We start from the raw sequence: 25,141 nt of genomic DNA on the forward strand, positions 1-25,141 counted from the left end.
TCCTGCTCACCTCGTTTCGAACAGCATTCTTCCAAAATGCGCCACTGTCGCCGCTGACCAGCCGTGCAGCGGCACCACCGGGTAGCGTTCGCGCGGGCAATCGAGATTGCCGGCCACGACGTTGTATTTCTCCCAAAGCTTGCCCGTGGTTTGATACAATTCGAGCTGCAAGCGCAAAAACTTCCCCGCCAGCCGGCGCGCCGCTGCATGATAACCGTAAGCCGTCAACGCGTCAATGACCATGAGCTGAAACGGCGGCCAGCCATTGGGATAGTTGAACTGCAGCGCCTGAAACTCGGGATGGGGACTGGGATAGGGCTGGTCGGTCTGCGTCAAGCCGTGCTCCTGCTCGAAGCGCGCGAGATGAGGCACCAGACGTTCGGCTTGCGCCGCAGTGGCCACGCCCGCCCACATGGCCCAGTAGGCACACAACGACCAGAAGGGCAATTGCCGCTGTCGTTGAAACTGATATTCGAAGAAGAATCCCTCCGTTTCATTCCAACAGTATTTCTGAATCAAGGCGGCGCGCCGCTCGGCTTCCGCCTGCCAGGTTGCGGCCTCCTCGGGCCAGCCGATTTCGGCCGCCATCCAGGCCAGGGTTTTGGCATAACGCACCAGCGCGCAATTCGTTTGCAGCGGCACGCAGGCGCGCGCGTCGCCGGCGTAGATCGGCGTGAAATCCAGCGTTTCTGCTTCGGCTGCCAGCTCCGGCCGCAGCCGCGTCGCACTCAAGCTGAATTTGGCGAAATCACGCATGCCCAGTGCCGGATCAGAAAGATCGCGATTGGTCGCCAGGCCGGTGGGTGTCTGATGATGGCCGGCGCACCAATAGTCAAAGTACTCGCGCTTGAACACCGGATAAGCGCGCGCCAGCAAGTCGCGATCAGGCGCATGCGCGTGGCACAGCCTGACACTCTCCGGATGCAACGGCGTCTGCGAGCGGCTGAGATAGTAAACCCGGTTGCCGGTCAGCAAGAAACCGTAGCGCTCAATCACAAAAAGCTGGTTGCGAATGTGATTGCGGATGAGATCCCAGCGGCCGTGCGCCGCGAGTCCCAAGTTGATGAAGTAGGCATCCCAAGCATACATCTCCGGAAAGGCGGAATCACTGCCGCCGGGCGCAACAAAGGGAAAGGGCAGGTAGAGCAGCGTCGGGATTTCTGCCTCGCCCTCCTGCTGCTCGCGCTGGCGGTGTTCTTCATCCGCATACCAGATTTGATTCAGAGCAGGATCGCGCAGCTCCGGCTCGCGCGCCTGCCGCAAATCAGCCTGCCACCAGTTTTTGATCTGCCCGTCAAGCGCGCGCCAGCGGGCAACGAAGTCCATTGAAGTCATGGGCAATTCTCGCGAAGAAATCCTGCAATTCAATTGGCAAAAACATTTTGGGCAAAAACATCACATTATTCTGTCTCAGATGGTTCTGTCAAACAGTTTTGACCCGCAGCATTTTGTCAAATGATTTTGCCCCAAATCATCGTGCCATTTCGAGCTTCACCTCCCCGCCCCATTTGCCGCGCCAGGTGTCGGGCAGGCTCCCGCCGCGCTTCATCGTGAAACCCGCTTCCTTGAACGCCTCCAATCTGATCACCAATTCACCCGGCGCAGGCGAGGTTCGAGGCGTCGACACCGCGATGCCGGCGCTGCGGCCATCCGGGGAAACGTGCACGCGCAACGAAAGCGTTCCCCACTCAGTGGGAACCTCTTTTAGCTCGATCGTCGCATTGGAAAACAGCCACGCCGGCGGAACACCTGCAAGCAATTCGATCTCCTGCCCGCGCTCCAGCACCAGCAGATGACGCACCAAGCCGATGAAGAACGCGCTGGCGGTGGCATTCGAGGCGTCGCCGGTGGTGCGGCGGCCAACGTCGCGCGGATGCTGCTCCTCCACCCAGGTTCCCAGCGGCGAGGCATGATTGGCGATGGCGTAGAGCGCAGCCACGGCCCGCTCGCGGTTGCCACACCACAAATGCGCGATGCCGCGCTGAACATCGAAAAAGGGCCAGACCCCGTTCTGCAGCCAGCCGGTATTCACGGTGAGGCCTTGCTTCAAGCTGTCATCGAGTACCGCGAGCGTGCCAGCGGCCAACTCCTCAGCGCAGTTCAGGACCCCGCCGCGGAAGATAGCTTCCAGCGGCGCCCACTGGCCGCGCTGCGGCACCTCCGATTTGGTGGTGTCGGCGATGCGCATGGGCAAATACCAATGGCCATGCGCGTCGCGGCGTTTGTCGCGTTCATAGGCGCGGCGGAAAGAAGCCATGAAATCATCAAAGAAAGCCTGCCATTTCTGCGCGTCGGCTTCGTCGCCCAGCCAGCGCGCGGCAGCCACGGCAGTACGCGTCGCAATCAACGACCAATAGACGCTGCTGTATTCGGCATTGACGCCGGCGATGCCGCCGTCGGTGAAACCGGGCGGCATCAAGCCGAAATAAGTGGCGGTGGAGTCCGCCAGGGTTTGCGCGCGCGTGCTTTGGATCCACTCAAGTCCGCGCGCGACCGCGGGCCAGTGCGTGCGCAACCAGCCGGCGTCATTGGCCAGGCGGCTGTAGCGGCACATGAGGTAAATCAGCAGCGGTGTTTCGCGATGCATCGCATGCGGCGCCATCACCCGCACCTGGCCATCGCTGCCCTGAAAACGCATGACATTTTCCACGACGGCGCGGGCGGCCGCGAGATCACCCAGAAAAGCCGCGGCTTCGATGGCGTAAACCACGTCGTGCATCCACAAGCCGCGATACACCGAAGGCCCGGGCTGAAATTCCAGTCTCCCGTCCACGACTTCGCGAATTTGGTAGAGGTTGCGGATATTGGCCTCGAAGAGATTTTGCAGCGCAGCATCGGGCACACGGAGGCGGTCGAAAGGCAGATGTGCTTCCTGCCGCCAGAATTTGCGGCTGCGTTGCTGTGCCAGCCGCAAATCGGGAACACGATTGCTGCTCTCGCTGCCGCGCTGGCCGTGCACCATCATCACTGCAACCTGACGCGTCCCACGTGGCAAGGCCAGGCGCCAGCTTCCCTTCTCCTGCGTGAGACGCAACGCTGCCGGCCGGCTGAGCAAATAAGGCTGTCCATTCCAGCGCAACATGCCGGCGGCGGCATCAAAGGTCAGCTCGCGGTTGGTTCGTACGATGATTTCCGGCGTGACGGTGTCGCCGCTGAAGGTCGCCAGCATGGCATCGAGGCGCGGCGCGAGTGCAGCTTCTTCGTTCTCGCGGCCGCAGGGATAATAGATCTCCGCCTGCGCCGACAGCTCGCCGCGCAAAACCGCTTCGGCGGAAAGCGCGGCCTCAGCCGGGAAAATCCAAAACACGTTGAGAAAGACATTGGGATCCGGACTGGTGAGCGCCGCATGCACCTCCAACGCCAGGAGGCCATCCTGGTTTTCGTCCCTGCCGTTAAAAAGAAAGACATGCGGCTGATTGAGTTCACCCGCCGTGCGCGGATCGACGAGGCGCGGCGCAGCGCCTTCCACGCGCAATTCCAAAACACGCATGCCGGGCCGGGGCTTGTAAGGCTCGCAAATGCCCAGCGCAACCTGCTTGGCGCTGCCGGCAGCAACCGGCACGCGATATTGAATCGGGCGATTCACGCCCCAGGCGGCGTTGCGAAAGGCGGGATCGTGAACGCCCACTGGCGTTGCCCAGGCAACGACGCCATTACGGCCGTTGCGCCGTTGCACGCCCGTCGTCTCCTGCGCTTGCCCCGCCGGCCACGACTCCGGCACCAGCGCGAAGCTCTCCACCTGCACGCGAATGCCCTCGCCCGCCAGTTCGGTCTGCGCAAGGGGAACGCGTGGATGCTCCCACTGTTGTTTGATGACAGTCAGCTCGCGGTCCGCGACGCCCACGCCGATGGTGGTGAGCGGCTTGGCATACGGGCCGGGGCCAAAATCATACGCCAGCTCGCCCTTTTCGTTGATTAGAGTCTTCTGCCAGTCATCGGGCAGGCAAATGGCGTTGAGATGATTCGCCGGCGCATAGCGATAGTCAATCACCGGCGATTGGGCCAACCCGTTGGTGACCATGATCCCGATAAGCAACACGCGACCCGTATGATTCAAACACATTGCCTTCTCCAAGCTGATGCATTGTTACCCTGCTATGCCGAATGCGGTCAAGCCGCAGTTCAAGTGGAGCCGCGGAGAGCGCGGAGTTTTAGAATCAAGAAGGTCCTTCTCGGCAGTCTCCGCGTCTCGGCGGTGAGTTTTTGAGGTGAATAACACGACAGCGTGCCCAAGTTTTCACAAGATCCTCACTGAATGACAGTGGTGGTGGATGCCTCGTGCGAGACGAAAGTGTACGAATCGGCCTTATTGCTGCCCGCGGGCTTCAGAATTCAGCTTGTCTGAAATCTGGCGTAGGCGGATGAGAAGACTGAAGTCAAACCTTCTCTTTGCTTGCCTTTGCGACTTGGCGTTTCTGCAAGCGCTTTTGCCTTCTTTGGTTCCGGCTCTTTCGGGTCATGGTTTGCGCAGCACGATTCGCATTGGCTTGCCCCAGGGTATCTTCATGGTCGCGGGCAAAGGCTTGCCGCGGCTGTCGTGAAAGCCTTGCTGCTGCAAGCCGTGCAGCGTCAAAATGAGATCACCCGCTTGCGGACCGCGCCGCGAGTCAACCTGCACCGCGCCGGTGTTGCCTGCCGGCGAAATTTCAACCGCGACCGAAACCGTGCCGAAGCTGGTCAAGGCCTCGCGCAATGCGAGGTGCGCGCCGGCGCGGTACCATTGCGGCGGCACACCGGCAAGCAGCTCGACGTGATTCTCCCGTTCATACATGAGCAGATGCAGCGCCAGATTCACGAAGTAGGCACTGGCTTCCGCGTTGGAGATGTCGCCCGTCGTGCCCGTGCCGGCGCTGCGGAGATGCTGCTCTTCCACCCACACACCCAGGGGATTGGCGTGATTGGCGAGCGCATACATCATGGCGTGGGCGCCGGCATAGTCGCGCCGCCAAATGAGCGTCAGCGCGTGCATGCCGCCGAACCATGACCACACGCCGTTCTTCAGCCAGCCGGTGTCAACCACCAGCCCTTGCTGCAGGGTGTGCTGCAGCAGGTTGAGATTGGCGGTGATCACCGAATCCAAAAAAGTTCCGCGCGCTTGAAAGCAGCGGCCATAACGCAGTGGCACCAGCAATCCCCACTGGCCGCGCTGCGGTGGCGCGGTCGTGGCCGTATCAGCCACCGTCACCGGCAAATACCAATTGCCGAGTCGATCGCGGCGCAGGTCCCGGCGCGCGGCGGCCTGAAACGAAGCCATGAACTCATCCAGCAGGCGCTGCCACGCCTCTGCTTGCTGCGGTTGATCGAGCCAGCGGGCGGCTGCAATCGCCTTTTCCAGTCCGAGGAAAGCGAACATCACGCTGCTGAAGTCGGAGATGGTGCCGGAGATGCCGCCATCGAGAAAACCGCCGGGCATCAGGCCGTGGTTTTTGGCCGTGGGATCGGCGAGCGTTTGTGCGCGCGCGGCCTGCAGCCAAGCCATGCCTTTTTCGATCTTGTCAAAATGCCGCGCCAGCCACTCCCGATTGTTGGTCAATTGCGCATGCCAGACCAGCGTGTAGACGAACAACGCGGTTTCGGAGAGTTGCGGATGCGGCTGCATCACGCGAATCTGGCCGTTGGCTTGTTGATACGGCAGCACGCTTTCGATGAAGCGCCGCACGGTGGCAGTGTCGCCCAACGTTGCCAGTGGCTCCCCCATGAGCAAAAGGTCGAACGTGAACAAACCGCGATACACGCTGGGGCCGGGCTGAAACTGCGGCCGGCCGTCGATGATCTCAGCGACTTGGTATTGATTGCGCAAGTTGGCCTCGAGCACATACTGCAGGCCCGCGTCCGCCAGCTTGATTTTTCCGAATGGAATCAGATCAGTAGACGGCCACCACGCGGCACTGCGCCGGCGGGCTGCTTCCAAATCGGGAAAGGCCGGCGTCGCGGCGCCGGGAACTTGGCCATGCAGCACGATCAACTCGGCGTGGCGCGTGCCCCGCGGCAGTTCCAGCAGCCACTGCTTGTCCTTCTGCGTGGCGGAGATTGCTGCGGGACGTGACATCAGATAAGGACGGCCCTCGTTGCGCAGCATGCCTGCGGCTGCATCAAAAGTCAGCGAGCGCGGTGTGTGAATGGCAATGAGAGCCGGCCGCTCAGCGCTGTCGAAATCAGCGAGCAGGGCATCCACGCGCGGGCTGGGCTTCTGCGCCTGCAATTCGCGGCCGCAATCGAAATAAACCTCCGCCTGCGCGGAAAGCTCACCGCGCAGAATTGCCTGCGGATCGGGATTCGTCTGCGCCGGGAAGATCCAGAAGGCGTTGAGATAGACGTTCGGGTCGGGACTGTTCGGGGAAGCATGGACTTCAATGGCAAGCTCGCCGTCGCGATTCACATCTTCAGCCGCAAACAGGAAAACATACGGCTGATTCTTGCGGCCCTCCTCGACCGGATCGATCGTGCGCAGCGCAGCGCCTTCGACGCGCAGATCGAACAGCCGGCTGCCTTTGTTCTTTCCACCTTCGCAAATGCCCAGGGCAACCGTCTTGCTGGCGCCGGCAGCCACGCGCACGCGGTATTGCACCGGCCGGATGGTGCCCCAGGCAACATTGCGAAATGCGGGGTCCGCCGGCACGATCGGGGCGGCCCAGCCCGCGCCGCCGGCAATGCCGTGCAGCCGGCGCACCGTGCCGTCATCATAAGCGCTCGACGGAATCTCAAACGGCTCGGGCACCAGCGCAAAGGCATGTTGCTGGAAGCGCAGCGTGCCGCTGCCCAACTCCGTGGTCGCGATCGGCGCGCGGCTGTCGGCAAAATACTGGCGCGTCACCGGCAGCAGCGTATCCTGCACGCCGAAGGTGATTTCCGTAAGCGGCACGGCATAGGGACCACCGGGTCCGAAATCATAACCCAAGCCGCCACCGGGCGTAACCACGGTTTTCAGCCAATCATAAGGCAGGCAAATGGCAGTGTAATGCCGGCTGGGAGAATAACGAAAATCGACGGTCTGTTCTTGGGCGTGCAGGATCGCAGCGCAAAGCAGGAAAGCAAGCAGCGATCCAATTCGCGCAGGGGTCATGGCATTCCTCAAATCATCATTCAGCAATCGTATCTGTCCGGTACCGCGAGGCGCGGCCGTTGATCAAAAGCGCGGCGACTGAATCCACAGGCGAAGATGCGAGAATCGCATGAATGCGACTCTCGCCCGTTGGGTCATGAGGCGCTCGAAGTCAGAACAGAATTCCAAAGAATTTTTGGATAGACAACGTTACGTTAGAAAACTCACGCCGTAACGCATCAGTTTGCGATTCAAAGAAAATCGCCAACGGATAGAAACAACCCAACCGATGGAATAGAATTGTATCGGCTGGAAAGCCTCTCTGCTTTTGAGGCAACAATTTCTCTTTGCAGCAGCCAACTTCCCCTCTCCTGATCAAGAGAGGGGAGTTGCGGGCAATCTTCTGACTCGCTTTCTTCCCTCTCTCTCCAGAGCTGGGGCTGGGGGAAGAGAGTTGTCAGGTCAGGGCGCGCAAAGTCAGAATAAAATTCTGAAAGATTTTTGACCACAAAGCAACCGCTTGCACCGCGGAGCAGCGCGGAGTTTTGAAATCAAGAGAGTCCTTCTCGGCGTTCTCCGTGTCTTCGCGATGAGCTTTTATTGAGTTTTGTATAAATAAATGGAACCGTAACGCAATACTTGGCTTGCTGTCATTCAGGAGGAATCTCTTTTCAATCCAGCATAGTACTCAATTTCAAAAAGATGCTTCCAGCAAGACATTTGCCTTTTACTTTTGCAAACATCAATAAGGTGAATGACACGGCAGGGTGCCCAAATCTTCACAAGATCCTCACTGGATGACGGTGGTGGTGGTGGTGGATACCTCGTGCGAGACAACCGTGTACGAATCGGGCTTATTGCTGCCCGCGGGCTTCAGAATTCAGCTTGTTTGAGATCTGGCGTAGTCTCTTGTGGACGGCTGTTGCAACCAATGGATTCGCGGTTGCAACACTGCCCCACCAGGGGGCAGGACGACGAACCTGCACACGCATTTCAAAAACGCTGTAGTGCTTTCGTGTCTTGGGGGCAAGATTTGGTTCCGGCCTGTTCGAGTTGGGTATTAGCTGTCTTTAGACGGCTTGCATGTTTTGGCCAGACGATTAATCGTCAGACGCCGAAGCGCGCCAACGCGCTGGCGAGCACGCCGAATTGATCGGTCAACAAGCCTTCATAGCCGCAGGGCCGATCGTCCCAGAAGCGCCAGTCCACCCCGCTTTTGTTGCCGCCAAACACCAGGCCGCGCGCCAGGCCTTCGCACAAGCGGCTGAGCAGCTCGTCGGCCTCGGCTTTCATGCCGACGCAATAGAGCGCGTTGACGAAATGCCGGGACTGCGCCATGGTGCGGCCGCCGTTTTGATAATAACCCAGCGGATAGCCCTGCATGATGTCGGCGAGATCGGCGTCAGGAATATGCCAGAGATTGCCCGGCAAGCCCAGCAGCGGATCAGGCATGGCCACGCGCTTGGTTTCCTGCCACAAGCGCGCCATGATCACGCGCGCCTCCTCGACATCCAGCAAGCCGCAGCTCACCGCCGCGCCGTTGACAAAGAGAAAAGCATAATCATGCAGCTTGTTCTCGGCGCAACGCCAGCCTGCCAGCCAGCCGGTTTTCGGATTGTAAAACGCCGGGCGAAAGTTCTGGCGCAGCTCGGCAGCCCATTCCGCGAGGCCGGCGCCAAGCTCAGCGGCTTCCAGTTTGGGCAGAATTTCGGCGAGCACGATCAACGCGCGATAGAGAATCGCGTTCGAGAAGGCATCCTTCCAGCCAAAGGATACGACATCGAACCAGCAGGTACTCCATTGACTCGTGCCGCTCACACCGGTGCGATAGCGGCTCTCGATCAAGCCGTCGCCATCGAGGTCGCGGCCCCGCATCTTTGCCAATTGCCGCTGAATCGGCGCGCGATAATCGCGCAACCAGGTTGTGGTGCCGGAATGTTGCAGGTATTCCCCGAGTCCCAGCAAACAAGCCGCGCCGGTGAGCAGATATTCGTCTTCGGCTTCGTGAAAAACGCCGTGTTGCAGCATGTTGCCGCTGGTGTAGCCCTGGCCGCCGTCGAGCCAGCGTTCGAGCGAATCGCGCAGCATATCGACCGCGTGCAAATGCGGCAGCAGCTTTGGCATGCGCGTCGTGAGAGCCGACCAGTTGTCCATACAAATCGGGCAGTGCATGGAGGCGCCGTTGTTGCTGAAAGTCGCGGTGTCGGGGCGGTAGGTGAGTGCGGTGAAGGCGCATTTCTGCAGCGCCGCCACGACCGGGATTGGGGTGTCTTCTGCCGTGGGCAGATCAGGCCGGGCGAGCACGAAGTGCAGCTCGCATTCGAATTTTCCGGCGGGCAAAAGATAGTGGCCTTCGGGTTGGGGAATTTCACCGAGCTTGAGCTCGCCGGTGGTCATGTCCAGCGGGCGAAAGGCATCGCAGCGCCACAGCGCGTGGCCGTTGCTGGCTGCGAGGCGCAGCGTGCCGAAGCGCGGAGCATGCAGCAACGCGGGCAACTCCAGCAGGCCGGTTTCTCCGGCGCGCGTGATCTTGCCGATAAAATGCGCCGGGGAAACCGTCGGCCGCAAGCTCATGAGCCAGGCACTGCTGTACCAGGCATGGATCTCGCGTGAAGCCGAGCGGGAAGCGTACAGGATAAGACGATCTTCTTCGATTTCCCAACACAGACGATACTGCTGGCCCGCCTCCGGCAGCGCCAGCTCATACTCCACGCGATTGCCCTGTACCCGCGTGACACCCTGCACCTCATAGCGCAGCGTGGGCGCGGCCAGCGGCCGGGAAGCGAGCGGATGCAGCATCACGCCTTGCGGAAAACTTCCCGCCTGCTGGAACAAAATGCTGTGTGAGGTGAGGCCGCCGCCGTATTCATCGATGCCGAGATGAGAAAAGCCGGCGCGATTCAAATAGAAACCGACTTGCAGAAAGCGTGTGCGATAGCGGACTTCACCATGGCTGCGCTCGGCGGTCACGCCCGGCGGCAAACCTGTCAGGGCAACCCTCTCGGTCGCGAGCGTGCGTTCCTGCCGTGGCGCCAGGCCGGTGGGCATTTCGCCTTCGAGCAGGAACGCGCCGGAAACCAAATTCCACGAAGGCCACCAATTGTCGATGCCGCAGCGCCGCACTTCCAGCATTGCGGCCGAGGTGATCACATCGCCGAGATCGAACCACAGCACCTCGCCAGCCGCGGGCGAAGCAAGCTCGCTTGCTTGCAGATGCACGCGCCAGCGGCCCTCCTGCCAGAGCAACACGCGAAAGGAAGTCACCCAATCCAGGTCTTGATAGCTGCCGCATTTGTGATAGCCCTGCGCCGGCCGCACGCCGAGACGCTGCAGCTTGGCGGGACCGTGGCACTGCAGCACCCGCGCGTGAATGATGCGGCGAACCGGCGCCTGCGCCTCGCCCGCCAGCGGCGCGGTCCACAACGCGCGGCAAAACGAGAGGCGCGGATGCGAAAACAAATCACCCATCGGCGGCGTGTGATCCGCCGCCTGCAGCAAATCCATCGTCATACAAAATCACCTTGAGAGAACGAAGAGGCTTGCGATCGTTGGAAACGCGCATACCTACGCATGCCGAATGTTGAGGCACCGTGAACCGCCGGACTTTTGGCCATTCATCACTTTGTCATTTCGATGGGAACCTTCCTCACGTTGTCGTTCCCGCCGCTTCATCGTCAGGCTGATTCGTCGTGCTTCAGCCATTGCCCGCCGTTTTGCAGCGCCGGGAATCTTCATCTCCTTCCCTTCCGGTGCGCTCACGCGAGATAGCCGTAATACCGCAACAACTCGAGCGCGCCCGGCTCGCGTTCGAAGGCGGCGAGGGCCGCCGCATGCTTTTCCTCGCGCCAACGCCCGATCGACCGGTCATTCATTTTTTGGGCGGGATTGAACCAGGCGATGCTTTCCTTCACCCGCGCGGTTTCCGGATATTGCAGAAAGGCAGCGGTGAAATCTTCCTCGATGAAACGGCAGAGGCGGCGCAGGGTGGCTTCATAGTCGCGTACCAGCTCTTCATAGCGCACGGTGAGAACTTGCGGGTGGTCTTCCCAACGCCGGCCGGCAGCAACGTCCATCACCCAGCGATGCGGGGTGACCCAATAGCGCGTGGGGTCATTGGGATGCACCGAGGTGACCACGTCACGGCCGTCGCGCACGAGATGAATCAAGCGCACGCCCTTGCCGAAATGCTGCAGAATGCGGCCGAAGTAGATCACATTGCGCGGCGTCTTTTCGCACCAGCGCGTGCAGCTCGCGGGAATCTCGTGTTCCCGCAAGTAGCCGTAGATTCGCCCAAGCTCGAAAGGCGCGTCGAGATCGGGCGTGCGATTGTAAAGCCCGTCGGCGCCATAGCCGTCGCGGCATAGGGCGGTCGTCTCGATGTCGATCGCAAAGAGGCGGGGATGGCAGGAAAGGATCGACAGCAGCAAGGTGGTGCCGGAACGGCCGCAGCCGCCGATCACGATGGGCCGGCGGCTGAGCTGCCGAATGCGGCGGGCCTGCGGCCACGCGGCGCGGCGGTAAAGCTCGAGTGTCGCACGCCAGTTGGCGCGCTGCCAGGAGAGAGATTTCAACAGACGTTGCATCGATGTTCCAAAACGAAATCGGACCTCATCATTTCACCGCCGGGACGCGGTGATCGCAAAGTGAGATTTCCAAAATTCCCGGCGGACTTTGCGTTTCTGTGGTGGCCGTTAATACTACAACGTCAAGTATACTCTGTCTTCTTCAGAAGGCCAGCTCGACCCCGACGGGGTCGCATGGAATAGCCCGCGGGCAGCGCCCCGGGAGCAAATAGGATTTGTCGCATTTAGCCCTGCAAGGGCGGTATTCCTGGCGTGGTTCTATGGCGCACCGGCGGGGCTTGGTGATTTCTCCTGATTACAGCTTTCCCAGGGCGATGCCCTTCGCTGCTACCTTTCGCCCCCTTGGGGCTGTTTGTCTGCGCAATAGAATTCGACTGAACGTTGTAGTACTAACGATGTAGTATTAAGCACAAATCCGAATCCTGCCAGTCCTACCGAGAAAAATCACGCGCAAGCCTACTCCTTCACCGCGAACAGAATTCCGCCGCCGAGCAGCAGCAGCATGACGCCGGCAACGAGGTTGGTGGCGGAGGAGGCCGGCGGCGTCGCGGGCAGCGCGGTGCACACCACCAGCACCGCGCCGAGCACCAGGCAAATCCGGCCCAGCAAACGATAGACACCGAAGCTGCTGAGCTTGACCTGCTGGTGTTCCACCAGCACCGGCGTGCGCAAATCCGCTTCGAACTTGAGCAGTTCGGCGTGGCGCGGATCATGCCGGTTGTACCACCAGGCTGATCCGAAAAACACGATCACCGCAGCCACCGCTTCGCTCAGCATGTTGCGCACGAACGCGTGTTCCGGCCACACGCCGGCGATCATCAAGCCCAGGCCCGCCGCCAAAGCCGCGCTGCACGTGGCAATGCCCGACCACCACGGCGTGCGCGTGTAGAGAATACCGAGTGCCACCGGCATCATGAAGGCGGCGCTGAGTGAATAGAATCCCAGCGCAAATTGAAACGCGCCGCCCAGCTTCGGAATGTAGAGCGCGACCGCAATGCCCAGCACGCCGACGATCAACATCGCCAGCCGCGCCACCACGAGTTGATGGCGATCGGAAGGCGCGGTCTTGCGCACGCGCTGGTGCAGCGGCGCATAGATGTCGCGCGTGAGCGTGGCCGAAAGCCAGTTGAAGCTGTCGTTGGCCTGGCCCAAAGTAGCGGAGAGAATGGCGGAAACCACGAAGCCGATCATGCCGTGCGGCAGCAGCAGCAACGCGAGACTGACGAATGAAGCTTCGGCCGGCACCGCAAACGAAGGCCACAGCGCTGCGATGTCCGGAAAAACCAGACGCGAAGCCATCACCGGCAAAATCCACAACAGCGGACCCACCAGCGCGAGCACCGCGCAGAGCAAAGCCATCTTGCGCGCATCGCGCTCATCCGGCACGCTGTGATAGCGTTGCACCAACGCCCAGCCGACGTTGTAGCCGAGGATCACATTGAGCAAATAGGCGAAGAGAAACCAGATATCGGCCGTTTCATCTCGCAGGCGAAAAAAATCCGGTGGCGCTTCGCGCAGCAAACGCTCGAAACCGGCAAGCAAGCCCTGGCCCTCGCCGAGATAGAGATAGGAAACCGGAAAGATGATCAACGTCATGATGGTGATGATCACCGCCTGCACCGCATCGGAGAGCACCGCGGCCCACAAGCCGCCGATCACCGAGTAGATCACCATGATCGAACCGACCAGGATGATGGCGAGCTGGAACCCGGAAATGGTCAGACTGCCCAGCGCAAATGAGCGCTCGTTGAAGCCCAGCGCGGTGGAAACGAAAATGCACAGCACGTACAGGCCCTGCGCAATGCCGACGATTTGCGGAATCACGGCAGTGATGGAATAGAAGTAGGTGGTGGAAGGCGAATAGCGGCGATTGAGAAACTCCAGCGGCGCGCCCAGGCGGGCGCGGCGCCAGCGCGTGCTGAAGAAGAAATAGCCCAACAAATAGGCCCACACCGCGGAGGTGAACAGCACCACCGCGCCGATGCCGTTGCGATAGGTGAAACCGGCCGCCGCCACGAACATGAAGGCGGAATAGCCGGAGACCCAGTTGGACAGGCCGGCCAGCACCCAGGGAATCTTGCCGCCGCCGCTGAAGTACTCCGTGGTGTTCTTGTTCTGGCGCGCGGCATAGAATCCCACCCAAATGATGATGGCGAAATACAGGCCGATGAGGCCGTAATCAACGGCATTGACGGTTTTCAGATCAGGCATGGCGCGTGCGGCATCGGCATGTGGGGTTCATATTCTCGGCATCTCTCATCTCACTTTCTGAAACCGAGAAAGCAAGATGATTCATTGGTCAGTCGGTGATGACACCGGTTGTCTTCTGCCTGCCCTCGGCCTGTCATTCCGCAGGAATCTTCGTAGGCACTGAGGTCGGTTCTTGCCGGGGTTCAGTCCCGGGTGCGCGCTCTGGATCTTTCCTGAGCAACAAATCGAAGTGCAGGCCACCCGTGGCCGGTTACTTGATTTCGTGGAAGCAGTCGCTCGCTGTGTCATTCAAACGAATCTTGTGAAATACTTGGCACTGCGCCCGAATCTGCACGAGCTCCTGGCCAGGATGACATCAGGAGGGGTATTGGCGGACAACTTGGCGTTGCCGTTCCGGTTATCCCCTCCCGGCTGCCTGCGGCGGAATGAAGAACTCTACGTCGCCCAGCGCCAGGTCGAGCTTGTGCTGGTGAGCGATGGCGCCGGTGGCAAAACGCTTCATCTCTTTGGGCAAAGTGAGTTCCCGCGTGCCTGGCGAAGTGGCGGCCAGCATCGCCACCTCTTGTGCTGCCACGACAATATCGGATTGCGTGCTCCACAAACGCGCGCCGGCTTGCTGCGCCAGCCAGCGCAGAATCTCCACCGGCAGCGGCGCGCTGCCGAGATAGACGGAATGCCAGCCCCGGCAGGGTTTGCGCGCGAAAGCGACTTCTTCGCAATCACTCCAATAGCCGAGCGCCATTGCAGCCTCGTCGCGAACGGCAAAGCGTGGCGACTCCTTCTGCTGCACGCCAAACTGCAGCACAGGAGCAGGCGCGGCACTACGGATCAGCATCGGACCGGGCGTCGTGAGCAGCTTGAAGCGAAAGCCGGTGAGATGCGCCATGCGGCCGAGATCGAGCCGATCGTCGGCGAGAAAGCCCGGGGCATAATACCACACCACCGTGGCGTGGCTGTCTGCGAGCAGTGCGTGCAAGTGCACCATCTCTGCGTCGGTGAGCGCGAACAGATTCACCATCAACAGCAGGCGATACCTGTGCGGGTCAGCCGGCTGCAGGTCGAAGTGATAGAGAAAATCCACCGGCGCGCCCAGGCGATGCAACGCGCGTGCTTGGGAATCCATGAACCAGCGGGTGAAATAGTCCAGGCAATGGCCGCCTTTGGTAAAGGGCGCCTCGGCGCGCCAATGACGGGTGGCAAACAAGCTCTTGGCATCGTAAACCGCGGCGATTTGCGCGCACGAGCGCATATCCCACTGCTCGCGCTGCGCGCCCAATTTCATCAGGCGCGCCACCTCGGCAGTGATTTTGTCGTCCGCATACCAACTCCGCCGGGTGCGTAACACCGGGCCAAAATCAAACAACCAGCCGCCGTTGCCGCTGGCCAGCAGGCGGCCGAGATCACGCTGCAAGATGCGCTGCGTGCCCTCCCACGTGGTACAGCCCACGCCGCCCACCATGCACAGCTCCTTCTCGACCTGCGTTCCGCCGCTGCCGTCGGGATTGATCGGCGGCGGTTCGAGAAAGGTCGTGGGATCGATTTCCGCGAAATAGAGCTTGCCGTGAAGCTTCAGCGATTCCAACAAAACGCGATAGCCGGCATCACCGCCGAGGCCGCGCGTGCGGCCCAGCCAATTGCCGGCCTCGTCGTAGATCTCGTGTTCCCACCACTGCCGTTCTTCCTGGTTGGTGGTTTGATAGGAATACGGGCTGGCGAGAAAGTCGATTTCCGGACTGTTGAGAATCACCTCCGGTGCGAGATGCCCGCCCTCCTGCATCCACACGTTCTCCAGTTGATAGCCATAGAAAGCGCCGCACAAGACCCGGCCGTTGGTTTCCTCCTTGGCGAGGCGGGCGAAATGCAGCAGCGTGTTGGCATTGAACTCATGAAAGCGCTGATAATAGGTGATCACCTCCTGCTCGCGCGCCGGGTCGCGCAGCAGTCCGAAAGTGTTGTGCAGGCGCGCCTCGAGGGCCGGAACGTAACCGAGCTTTTCCTGCATCGCGGGATGCAAGTCCGGCACAAATTCCGCAAGATGATAATGCCATTCGCCGTAGATGCCGCAGCCGATTTGATAGCCGAACACGCGACTGCGCAGCGGCGAGGCTTCGATATGCTGCAAAAAGGCGCGAAACAGCTTTTCCATATCCGCCCGCCAGAGCTCCGAAGCCAGCGAAGGCTCGCGCAGTTGAATGCCCCACAACCAGCCGCCGTCTTCGCTGCGAATCACCGGCCGGTACTGGCGTTGATCCTCGGGTTGCAACGGCAACGCACAGACGATCAATTCGTCGGCGTGCTGATCCTTCCACCAATCCGGCACATCGAGCAATACGCGCGGAAGAAAAAAGGCTTGGGGATGTTGCGCCAGTAATTTGGCAAACAGCGCATCGAACGCGGACCAGTCATACAGCCCCGGCGCCGGCCAGGCGGCGTTGAGTCCCAGAATGGGATGCAGCAGGTTGATGCCCGCCTGTTTGAAAAATGGCGTGCTGTGCTCCAAGCCCCAACTCCAGGCGAGCAAGGGGAACACTTCCCTGCCGTTCAGGAGCAGCCGCGGTGCGCCGTTGCGCGTTTCTACCTGGCCGCGCGCTGCCGGCTCAGGGCGCAGGTTTTCGATTTCCGGAAGCATGGTCATATCGGCTGGTGCACTTTTTGGTGAAAAGGATGCTGGCTGCATGACATCATCCAGGAGGCAAGGGCTGACACCATATTGCAGGTCTCAACCGCGTGTCAATACACCAATCTCTCCGCCAACAGATCCCGCATGAAGCAATTGATCTCCCAAAGGTCGGCCACCGGCTGCCGAGTGTAGGGCAGGGCCATCATGTAATCGGGCGGACCGAACTCGGGACAGACTGTCAGCAACTTCGTGCCGGTCTGCTTGTGATGATCGACGATCATCTGCCACCACTGCAGGTGGGTGGCGAGTGCCTCGCGCCATTCGGGGGCGCGTGGGTCATTCACCTGCGGACCTTCCGGATGCCCGACGCGGGCGTGAATGTGATGGCTGTTCGCGATCGCCCGTTCGACCGCGGCGGTTTGATCCTGCAAGTACGACTCGTGCACGCAGCACCAGTGCGAAAAATCCGCGGTGAGTTTCAAGTCCGGCATGCTGTCCAAGAGCCCCATCGTGGCAGTCGTGGAAAACGTCATGCGACCGCGGTGGATCTCGTGAGTGACGAAGACACCGAGTTCCCGTTCGAGAGCGGCCGCGTGCCGGCAAATCGCGATATTCTCGGCGGTGGTGAAATAGTCTTTGCCGGTGTGGGAATTGACCAGCACCGGATGCAACTCTGCGTTGCGGCGATACTGCGTTGCAAAGCTCTGCGCATGCTCCGGTGGTGTGGCACCCTGCGTCCATTGCTGCGCGATGAAGAGGAGATCCAGATCGCGCAGCAGCGCGCGCAGCTCCTGGCGTTGATCAACCTCGACCGGCGCGTTCATTTCCACGGCCGCGAAGCCGCCGGCTTTTATCTTTTTCAGATTTGCGGCGAGTGTCGGCAATGGCATGCCCCACAGGCTGCAGCAGTATTTGATTTGCATGACGGTCCGCCTTCTCAGCAACGTGTGAGTGGATGAGCGCTCCCAAGCGAAAACTAGCGACTGTATCCCGCGGTGAAATGCAAAGAGTGAAGCGCTGTTTTATCCAGGAGCGGAAAGATCTGATGTGTTCTTGCCAGCGGCAGCTTGAACTTGATTTCAAACCTCAAATGCGCGAAGGCAACGCCGGCTGCAAAATCATAACCGGGATAGAACCAAATGCGCGCCGGCTCGTCTCCGACATAGACGAAATCATGCGGGAAATCACCGCCACGAAATTCTTCATTGCTCAATATCGTGTAATCTGTCTTGTCGACGGCCACGACAGAGAGTGCCGGACCCAGTGACAGCACAAAGTGCCGTTGCCCGGTGAACGGAAAGCGGCGGGAGAACAGCAGGGCGATATCCACGTAACCAACGCCGAAATTGACGTCAGCGAGCAGCTTCCTTGGCACCGGGCTGGAGTAGTAAAGACTCTGGGCGGGCAAGGAGAAGCGGCGAAACGCATAACTGACTTCGCCGCGCACGCCCAATTTCCTGCCGGAGCGATACTCGCGCCTGATGCCAAACACGACTCCGCTGTTCACACCGGAATTATGGTTGCTCGTGGTCAATCCGACTCCGGCTCCCAGGCCGAGGCCGTGCAGGCCGCGAATGGCGCCTTGCCGGCGTGCGAGGAACTCGTAGTTCACGAACGGGAAAACACTCGCGCCAATCAGCGCGCCCCTTATCGCGCTGCCATATTCGTCATCACCGAAGGGCGCGCCCACCACCGCGCCCAGCACCGCCCCAAAGGCAATACCCGTCGAAATGCTGACCACCTTGTCCACCGTCGAGAATTTCTTTGCGGGCTTCTCCGGGCCGGTCGTGTCGCAAGCAAAAGCCCTCGTGGTGAGAATGCGATTCTCCTCCTGCTCGTGCAACCAGGGAGTGCGGTGAACGGCAGCGCGCAAGGAAGTTTGGGCCTGAGCCCAGCCGGCGGCACAGAACAGTACACAAAGAATTCGTTTCATGAAACCATTCCGCGCGTCACTCCGCTTGAATGAATTCCCACTTCATCGCGGAAACCGCGCCGCGCGCGGCGGCATGGTCGGAAAGGCCTGGTGCGGCTCGCTTTGATACCAATAAGCCACCGAGGCGATGTCATCGGTCAGCGGTTGATATTGCCGCGTGGGCCACCAGCCCAGCGCCTGCACGGTGACGCGCAAATCCTGGGTGAAGCGAATGGGATCGGGCACATGCCAACGATACATGGCATGCTTGGGAATTTCGCCGGCTTCCTTGCGCCACAGCGGATAGCCGAGAAACGGCGTGGAATAGGTGTCGCCAAAACACCAGGCGCCGCCGAAGTAGTCCTCTGTGCCGGTGCCGCAAATGGTGGGATACTCGCCGTCACCATCGCTATAGAACTTCACCTCGCCTTCGCCCCACCAGCCGTTGGAAAGTTGTTCCCATGCGAGAAACGTGCCCACATAATGGCCGCGGCCGCTGACCTCCGAGAGAATGACGTGTTCGGGATGCTCGCGCTGCGTCATGCTGCGCCGCCATTGCGCATGAAAGGTGCCGGCCTGATCCGGCACTTCTTCCAACGCATAAGTGATCTGATAGAAGAAATGCGGCACTTCTTCCTCGCGCTGATTCTCGATGGTCACGCGCGCCCGTTGGCGGAACGGCATGGGCCAATAACAGTTGCAGCCGCCGGTGGGATTCACCGCCACCATCAGCGAATTGACGGTGTAACGCAAGCCGTGGCCCAGCGCAAAGAAATCGCCCAGCGGCACCTCGACAGAAGGCTCGGCCTCACCCTCCCAATAGAAACGCAGGATGCAATCGCGATACGCTTTCGCATCGGTGGTGATCCAGATGTGTTGCAGCACGCCCGGCCCGGCGAGGTCGGCCAGCACCGTGGTTTGCTGCGGCGGCAGTGCGATGCAGGGCCGCACTTTCCAGCCTTTGCCCAGGGTGAAGGCGGCGTTCTTGGAATCCTCGGGCACGGCCTGCGCACCGCTGCCTTTCTCACCGGAGGGATTCTCGGCCGAGATGGAGCGCGTGCGGCCGGAGGTGATCAGGGGCAGTCTGGCGAAATTGAGGAAGTCGTTCATGGGTATGTCATTCTTGTATGCGTCAACAACGCGCGTGGAACAACGGCCGTCTTCGGACCATTCGTCGCCAGCCAGAAATCGTGAATTTGTCCCGCAGGGACATCCGAAAGCTGAAGAGACTTTGCCATGCTTTACAGTCGTTCTCAATTGAATGAAAAGGCTTGCAATCTCCGCCCCTGGTGGGCGACGTTTGCAGCCAATGCATTCGCGGTTGCAACAGTGCCCCACGAGGGGGCATGACTGCGAACCTGCACACGCATAGGAACAATGCTGTAATTCCGCTGGGGACGATTGAACCTGAGATGAGGGCTCATCCTTCATTCATCCCTACGGGACTCTTGAAGAAATTGGGGCTCGTTTTCCCACCAGTGAATTGGTGACCTAACCTCGAGTGTCCCCACGGGACTCCGCTCGGCGCGTCCCGCAACAGCCGGAGCGGTTTACAAGTCAAGGCTTGACACCGATGAGTCTCCAACAGCTTACACCTCTCAGCCTGCGGCTTCAACTGCAGGCTACTTCTCGACTTCTTCTTCCCAATACCGCAGTTTGCCCACGCCCGGCTGGTCCGGACTGCCGTCGAAATTGAGATTGAACTGCGAGGGCGCCTGCTCGTGCAAAACCCGATCGCGATACTGAATCTTGACCGCGCCGGTGACGGCATAGTGAATCTTGTCCTGATCTTCCACCACGAACAGATGATAGGCGTCGGTCTCGTAATCGCCATAGCGTGTTTTGCCGGATCCATAGGTGTACTTGGGCCGGCGCCAGTCGCGCACCAGCTCCGCCTGCAAATCGAGTTTGGCGCCGATGAGATATTTCTTCTGCGGGGTCGTGATGGTCAATCCCACGGCCTCGGGAAAGCTCTCCACCTCCAGCATCTTCACCTGCTGCACGAGTTGCTCCGGCGCTTGATCTTGGTGATGCGGAATCAAAACCGTCACGAACACCTGCAGGTCGTTGGGATAACCGTGCCGGCCGATCATCTGATAGATGACTCTCTCCTGTTGCCAATAGCGCTGCTGCGTTTCCACACCTTCAGTCAGCGTGTGGCGCAGCGGGAAATGAATCAACAGCCGCTCCTCCCCTGCCACCGAGAGAGTCTGTAGAGAGTCATAGGCGGTGTCGTACCAACCCTCGCCCTGCGCCAGAATCTGCCGCGTATGCCAAAGATTGGCGAGGGTGAGATAGGTGTCCTTTTTGAAACGGACCACGTCGAACACCACGAACCAGTCCAGCTCTTTGACGTAGTTGATGATGCGATCGGCCTCATAGCCGAGATGATCGTCGCTGAGCCGCGTACGGCCCAAGTCGTAATGCTTGAGCGTGAGGAAATCAATCTTCTGTGTGCGCACCGGCCGATAGGCGCCGGAGGTGCGGAAGAAATCGAGCATGCTTTGGCCGGGCACCGCGGCACGCTGCGGCGAGGCATAACGATACTCACCCGCTTTCTGCCCGAGCGCGATCTTGCCGTCGCGCGCCACCACGCGATTGTGAAAATAATCGGCACGATAGGCGCCAAAAGGCCCGCTCGGCATGAAGTCGCGATAGCCGCCGTCGTGCAGCAACACGGTGTTGTTCTTCATCAGCAACACAATGCTGTTCTCATCCGAATTGCCGTGGTGCATCTTCTCTTCCTCCACCGGGATGGTGGTGCGCAAATACTCGCGGAAGAGCCAGCCGCCCTCGCCTTCATCGCGATAGTTGAACAGCAGGTAGGTGCTGTGCGGCTGCCAGCCGTTGCGCAGGACCATCTTCTTGCCCACGATGTCTTCGAGCACTTCCTGGCTGCCGCCGGTTGGCGCCTCTGCCGGCAGCGAGAAATCAGCCCAGCGGCAAGTCTCGGCCAGGGTGAGGGCAATGAACACGCTCTTGCGCTCCGGCAGCGGCGTGAGGAATTTGCGAAAGTATTGCGCCGCGGCCCAACGCAAGCGCGGGTCACGATATACCGCCGCGCCTTTTTCAAAGAAAGGAATCATGCGTTCCCAGCCGCCGCCCCAGGTGGCATCGCCGAAATCCGGCACCAGGCCCGCGGGACTCATCAAGGCAAGGAAGTAGTGGAAGTAGTAATTCATCACCGGGGTTCGATACAGGCTCTCGTCTGCGCGTATGTCGCTGGCATAGCCCAGCAGCGAATAGAGCCAGACGGCGTGATAACCGGTGGCATCTTCGATTTCCCACTGGCCCCAATTGTCATTGGCAATGGCATTGCCCATGGTCGCCCAATGCGGTTGCCGCGGATGCTGCGGCAGGACTTTGGCCGCGTACAGCAGTCCCTCCGCCCGCAGCATGGCGCGGTTCATCGCGCCCCATTCCTGAAAATCCACAAAGTAGTCGGCGCTCTCTGCGATGTTGTTTTCGATGGTGGCGCGCTCACTTGCGCTCAGCCGCGCGTGTTGCTTGAGCACGGCGTAAGCATGCACATATTTGCTGAACGTAAAGATATTCGGCAGCGCCGGCAAGCCGCGGGCAAACTGGGCCTGGGTCTTGTAGTAATTGGCGGGATAGGCCTGCTTGTGCTCGCCATAGTTGCGCAATAGCGAGCGGCTGCGCTCGAGATACTTCTGGTCGCGCGTCATCTCGAAGAGATTGGCGCACAACGCCGCGAGATAGACTTCATTATTGGGCGGCAGGTAACCAAAGACGTTGTTGGTGTCGATGTTTTGGCGCCAACGCGCGGCCTCGGCGGCGACATTGCGCCAGCCTTCTTCCGCCGCCGGCACGGCATAGGCCAGATACTCGGCTTTGGTAACCGCTTTGGTTTGGGCGCTCGCGGCCACCGCGATGGTCAGCAATGCTGCCAACATGCCAATAATTTTCATGCGCTCCTCTCAACCATGAATCTCAAACTCCGGAATCGTGCCGGTATCATAAACGCGGCAGGTGAGCGTGCGATCGTTTTGTGCGAGGCGAATGACGAGGATATTCTCTCCCGCGCGAGTGATTTGAGCGGAGGGCAGCGCGCCCACGGCGCTGGCAGGAAGCAGAGCCGTCACCAAAAACGGCGCCAGCGCCGGGGTGTGCGTCGAGACTTCCGCAAAGGGATGTTTGGCTGCCACCTCTGCGGGAATGGGCAAGCGGCCGGCTTCGGTGTGAATGCCCTGGCCGCTGGCCGTCACCGCGAGCAGGCGCGCCAACGGCCGCAGCGTGACAAAGCCGTCCGCGTTCGCATTCACGCTACCCTTGCCATCGAGATTGTAGGCGAAGAAGCGCGCCTGAATGGTCGCGGGCTGAACCGCTTTGCTGACTTTGTCAAGAACCAACACCGCCGGAAATTGATGCAGCACCACCACCGTGCGTGTGACGGACTGCACCTCGGGAATGACCAACTGATAAGCCGGCGTGGCGTCACTGGTCCAGTGAAAATAACCGGCGCGTTCGCCCGTGCGCACCACCCGCGCCACCGCCTCGGAGGGATTCGTGCCCTGCGAGCCATCGTGATACTGATGCGGCTTGCCGTCGATCAACAGCGCGCTGTGACCGAGCGTGGTGCGCATCATCCAACTCGGGTCGCTGAAGCTGTAGGGCGGGCGATAGGGATCGGCTACCAGCGTTTCGCCGAAGCATTTCACGATCAGGCTGTTGCGATCGGCATGCTCATGATTCGAAGGCCCGCCGCTGCGCATCGCCACCACCAAGTCGGCGGGCGCATAACCCGTGCGCGCCACGATCCAATCGAGATCCGAGTGCCAGAGCTGGGGCCCGGCGGGCGGCGCTTCGGCGCTGAGTTGCGCGGGATGCCAGGCGAGCGACCATTCATCCAACTCACCGCCCAGGTTTTCGGCAAACCACAAGGCGCGACCATCGTGAAATTGCGCCGCCACCCACATGGGCACCGCGCTGCGCTTGGGCTTGCCGGCCTCGCCGGACTTGGCGTTGCCGTTGTCGCCAAAGTTCACGATTTCGTAAGGATCATCCTGCACCGGCATCGCCATGCCGAAAGCATAATCGACGTGGCCCGGCCAGTTGATCATATCGATCAAATCGGCGACCTGAAACCGCTGCAGCACCGCGGTCGCCTGCACGAGGTTGAGGGCGGTGTAGTTGCCGTACGAGACGCCTTCGTTGTAGGAGCCGTCCCGGCTGAAAATTTCAGCGAAGCTGCGCAGACTGAAGATCGCCTGCTCCAGCCAGCGCTCGGTGTTTGCGCTTTTGCCGAAGTGTTGCTGATACACCACCGCGCCGATGGCGAGCGCCGAGGCCGGCACGGCTTTGAGGTTGGTCTTGTCCAGAATGTGCGGCCAATTGCTGAGATCGACGCGATCGCCGGGGCGATGCTCGAAGTAGGTGCTGGTGGGATCCATGCTCCATCCCACCACAGCCTCGGGATGGCGCATGCCGTACAAGCTGCGGAAGCAAGGCTCACAGCCGCGCTCGCCCATGATCGCGAGCCACTCGGCGCGCTCGTTGGGCGACACGGATTTGCCCAGCCAGTCCGCGCACAACGCAGCGGCAATCACCGAACTGGAGGCGCGTTGAATACCGATGACCTCCTTGCCAGCTTCGAGAAAATAGTCCCACTTGGGGAAGCGCATCATGGTGCGCAGGCAATCGGCGGACAAGCGCGCCGCCTCTTTGTCGCCGGTCATCAAATAATGAAAGGCCAGTTGCTGGGCCGCGTCACTGAGCCGGACAATGTGATAGAGGTGATCGTTGTAGCGCACTTCTTTCTTGAGAAACTGGCGCTCTTTCGCCCGGTCAAATGCCGCGAGACGGGTGCGCAGCGGCGCGAACAGCGGGTTCTCGGCGTAATGCCGGCGCATGTCCGGCAGGCGGTCTTCCGCGAAAAACAACGCAAAGCGCAGCTCCGCGCCGGGAGTGGCGAAGCCGGTACGCCAGCTCGACAAGTACAACGCGGGCAGGCTGAGAGTAGTGATCTGAAGGAATTCTCGGCGAGAAGGCATGGGCGTCCCTTTGTTGGCTGAATCGGCGAAGTCAGGTTTGCGATCTACAGGTTCGATCAAACGTCTTGCATTTGCAGACGCTTTTGCTATATTTCCGGCGCATCTTGCTGAGTTCAAACTGCCAAGGAGTCAACCGCCATGCCTGAAGAGATAAGCATCACCTTACCTGCGAATCTCGATCTGGAATTCAAGAATGCCCTGCAGGAAGAGGGTATTACCCCTAGCGAATTCGTGAGCGCCGCTCTCGAAGAGTATCTATTTGTGCGCCGGTTCCGGATGCTGCGCGAGCGCATGATCAAGCAGGTGCAGGCTCAAGGCATTTTTGCCGATCAAGACGTTTTCGACCGGGTCTCATGAGGATAGTCCTCGACACGAACGTCCTGATAGCAGCCTTCATTGCTCGAGGGCTGTGCAGCCGTTTGCTTGAGCATTGCTTTGAGCGCCATGAACTCTTCACCTCAGAATTCATCATGGATGAGCTGAGCAATAATCTCGTCGGTAAGTTTCACGTGAATCCGAATGATGTTGCAGCAGCCCTCGATCTCTTGCAATCCAAAATGCAGACGGTTACGCCAGTTGCACTAAAGACGCCGATTTGTCGCGACCCGGAGGATGACATGATCCTGGCAACGGCGCTGGCAGCGGGCGCCGCCTGTATCATTACCGGTGACAAGGACTTGACCGGCCTGAAACGTCTCGAAACGATCGACATTCTCTCCCCAACGGACTTCATCGACTACGAATCCCGCCGTCCATGAGATT

At 60.2% G+C, this 25,141-nt stretch carries 14 protein-coding genes; 2 read left to right on the plus strand and 12 right to left on the minus strand.

Annotated elements, in window-relative coordinates:
• Window positions 1-6 precede the first annotated feature (6 nt).
• From L6R21_13300 to L6R21_13355, 12 genes are all read right to left on the minus strand, one after another.
• On the minus strand, window positions 7-1,335 hold the full coding sequence (locus tag L6R21_13300; protein ID MCK6560166.1) for an alpha,alpha-trehalase: 1,329 nt from the start codon (window positions 1,333-1,335) through the stop codon (window positions 7-9).
• A 136-nt stretch (window positions 1,336-1,471) separates the two neighbouring features.
• On the minus strand, window positions 1,472-4,063 hold the full coding sequence (locus L6R21_13305; GenBank protein MCK6560167.1) for a hypothetical protein: 2,592 nt from the start codon (window positions 4,061-4,063) through the stop codon (window positions 1,472-1,474).
• A 393-nt stretch (window positions 4,064-4,456) separates the two neighbouring features.
• Window positions 4,457-7,063, minus strand: a complete 2,607-nt coding sequence (locus L6R21_13310) for a hypothetical protein (GenBank protein ID MCK6560168.1) — start codon at window positions 7,061-7,063, stop codon at window positions 4,457-4,459.
• A gap of 1,086 nt (window positions 7,064-8,149) precedes the next feature.
• Window positions 8,150-10,552, minus strand: coding sequence for a hypothetical protein (locus L6R21_13315; protein MCK6560169.1), 2,403 nt, complete (start codon window positions 10,550-10,552; stop codon window positions 8,150-8,152).
• A gap of 245 nt (window positions 10,553-10,797) precedes the next feature.
• Window positions 10,798-11,625, minus strand: coding sequence for a sulfotransferase (locus tag L6R21_13320; GenBank protein ID MCK6560170.1), 828 nt, complete (start codon window positions 11,623-11,625; stop codon window positions 10,798-10,800).
• A gap of 456 nt (window positions 11,626-12,081) precedes the next feature.
• Window positions 12,082-13,836 (minus strand): hypothetical protein, encoded by a 1,755-nt coding sequence (locus L6R21_13325; GenBank protein ID MCK6560171.1) that lies wholly within the window; start codon window positions 13,834-13,836, stop codon window positions 12,082-12,084.
• A 397-nt stretch (window positions 13,837-14,233) separates the two neighbouring features.
• Entirely contained in the window at window positions 14,234-16,471 is a 2,238-nt protein-coding gene (locus tag L6R21_13330) for a hypothetical protein (GenBank protein ID MCK6560172.1), read from the minus strand.
• Between the two features lie 95 nt (window positions 16,472-16,566).
• Window positions 16,567-17,379 (minus strand): sugar phosphate isomerase/epimerase, encoded by an 813-nt coding sequence (locus L6R21_13335; GenBank protein ID MCK6560173.1) that lies wholly within the window; start codon window positions 17,377-17,379, stop codon window positions 16,567-16,569.
• A 53-nt stretch (window positions 17,380-17,432) separates the two neighbouring features.
• Window positions 17,433-18,389, minus strand: coding sequence for a glycine zipper family protein (locus tag L6R21_13340; protein MCK6560174.1), 957 nt, complete (start codon window positions 18,387-18,389; stop codon window positions 17,433-17,435).
• 42 nt (window positions 18,390-18,431) lie between these two features.
• The gene (locus L6R21_13345) at window positions 18,432-19,478 is read right to left on the minus strand and encodes a DUF2961 domain-containing protein (protein MCK6560175.1); all 1,047 of its coding nucleotides are present in this window, start codon (window positions 19,476-19,478) and stop codon (window positions 18,432-18,434) included.
• Between the two features lie 512 nt (window positions 19,479-19,990).
• Window positions 19,991-22,297, minus strand: coding sequence for a hypothetical protein (locus L6R21_13350; protein ID MCK6560176.1), 2,307 nt, complete (start codon window positions 22,295-22,297; stop codon window positions 19,991-19,993).
• Window positions 22,298-22,306: 9 nt separating this feature from the next.
• Entirely contained in the window at window positions 22,307-24,379 is a 2,073-nt protein-coding gene (locus tag L6R21_13355) for a heparinase II/III-family protein (protein MCK6560177.1), read from the minus strand.
• A gap of 138 nt (window positions 24,380-24,517) precedes the next feature.
• On the opposite strand from L6R21_13355, the gene L6R21_13360 reads away from it, so the two are divergent.
• Together L6R21_13360 and L6R21_13365 are read left to right on the plus strand one after the other, a co-directional pair.
• Entirely contained in the window at window positions 24,518-24,736 is a 219-nt protein-coding gene (locus L6R21_13360) for a hypothetical protein (protein ID MCK6560178.1), read from the plus strand.
• Window positions 24,733-25,137 (plus strand): putative toxin-antitoxin system toxin component, PIN family, encoded by a 405-nt coding sequence (locus tag L6R21_13365; protein MCK6560179.1) that lies wholly within the window; start codon window positions 24,733-24,735, stop codon window positions 25,135-25,137. The genes L6R21_13360 and L6R21_13365 overlap by 4 nt, the downstream gene beginning before the upstream one ends.
• Window positions 25,138-25,141: the final 4 nt, after the last annotated feature.

The organism is bacterium (assembly GCA_023150945.1).
GTDB lineage: Bacteria > Zhuqueibacterota > Zhuqueibacteria > Zhuqueibacterales > Zhuqueibacteraceae > Coneutiohabitans.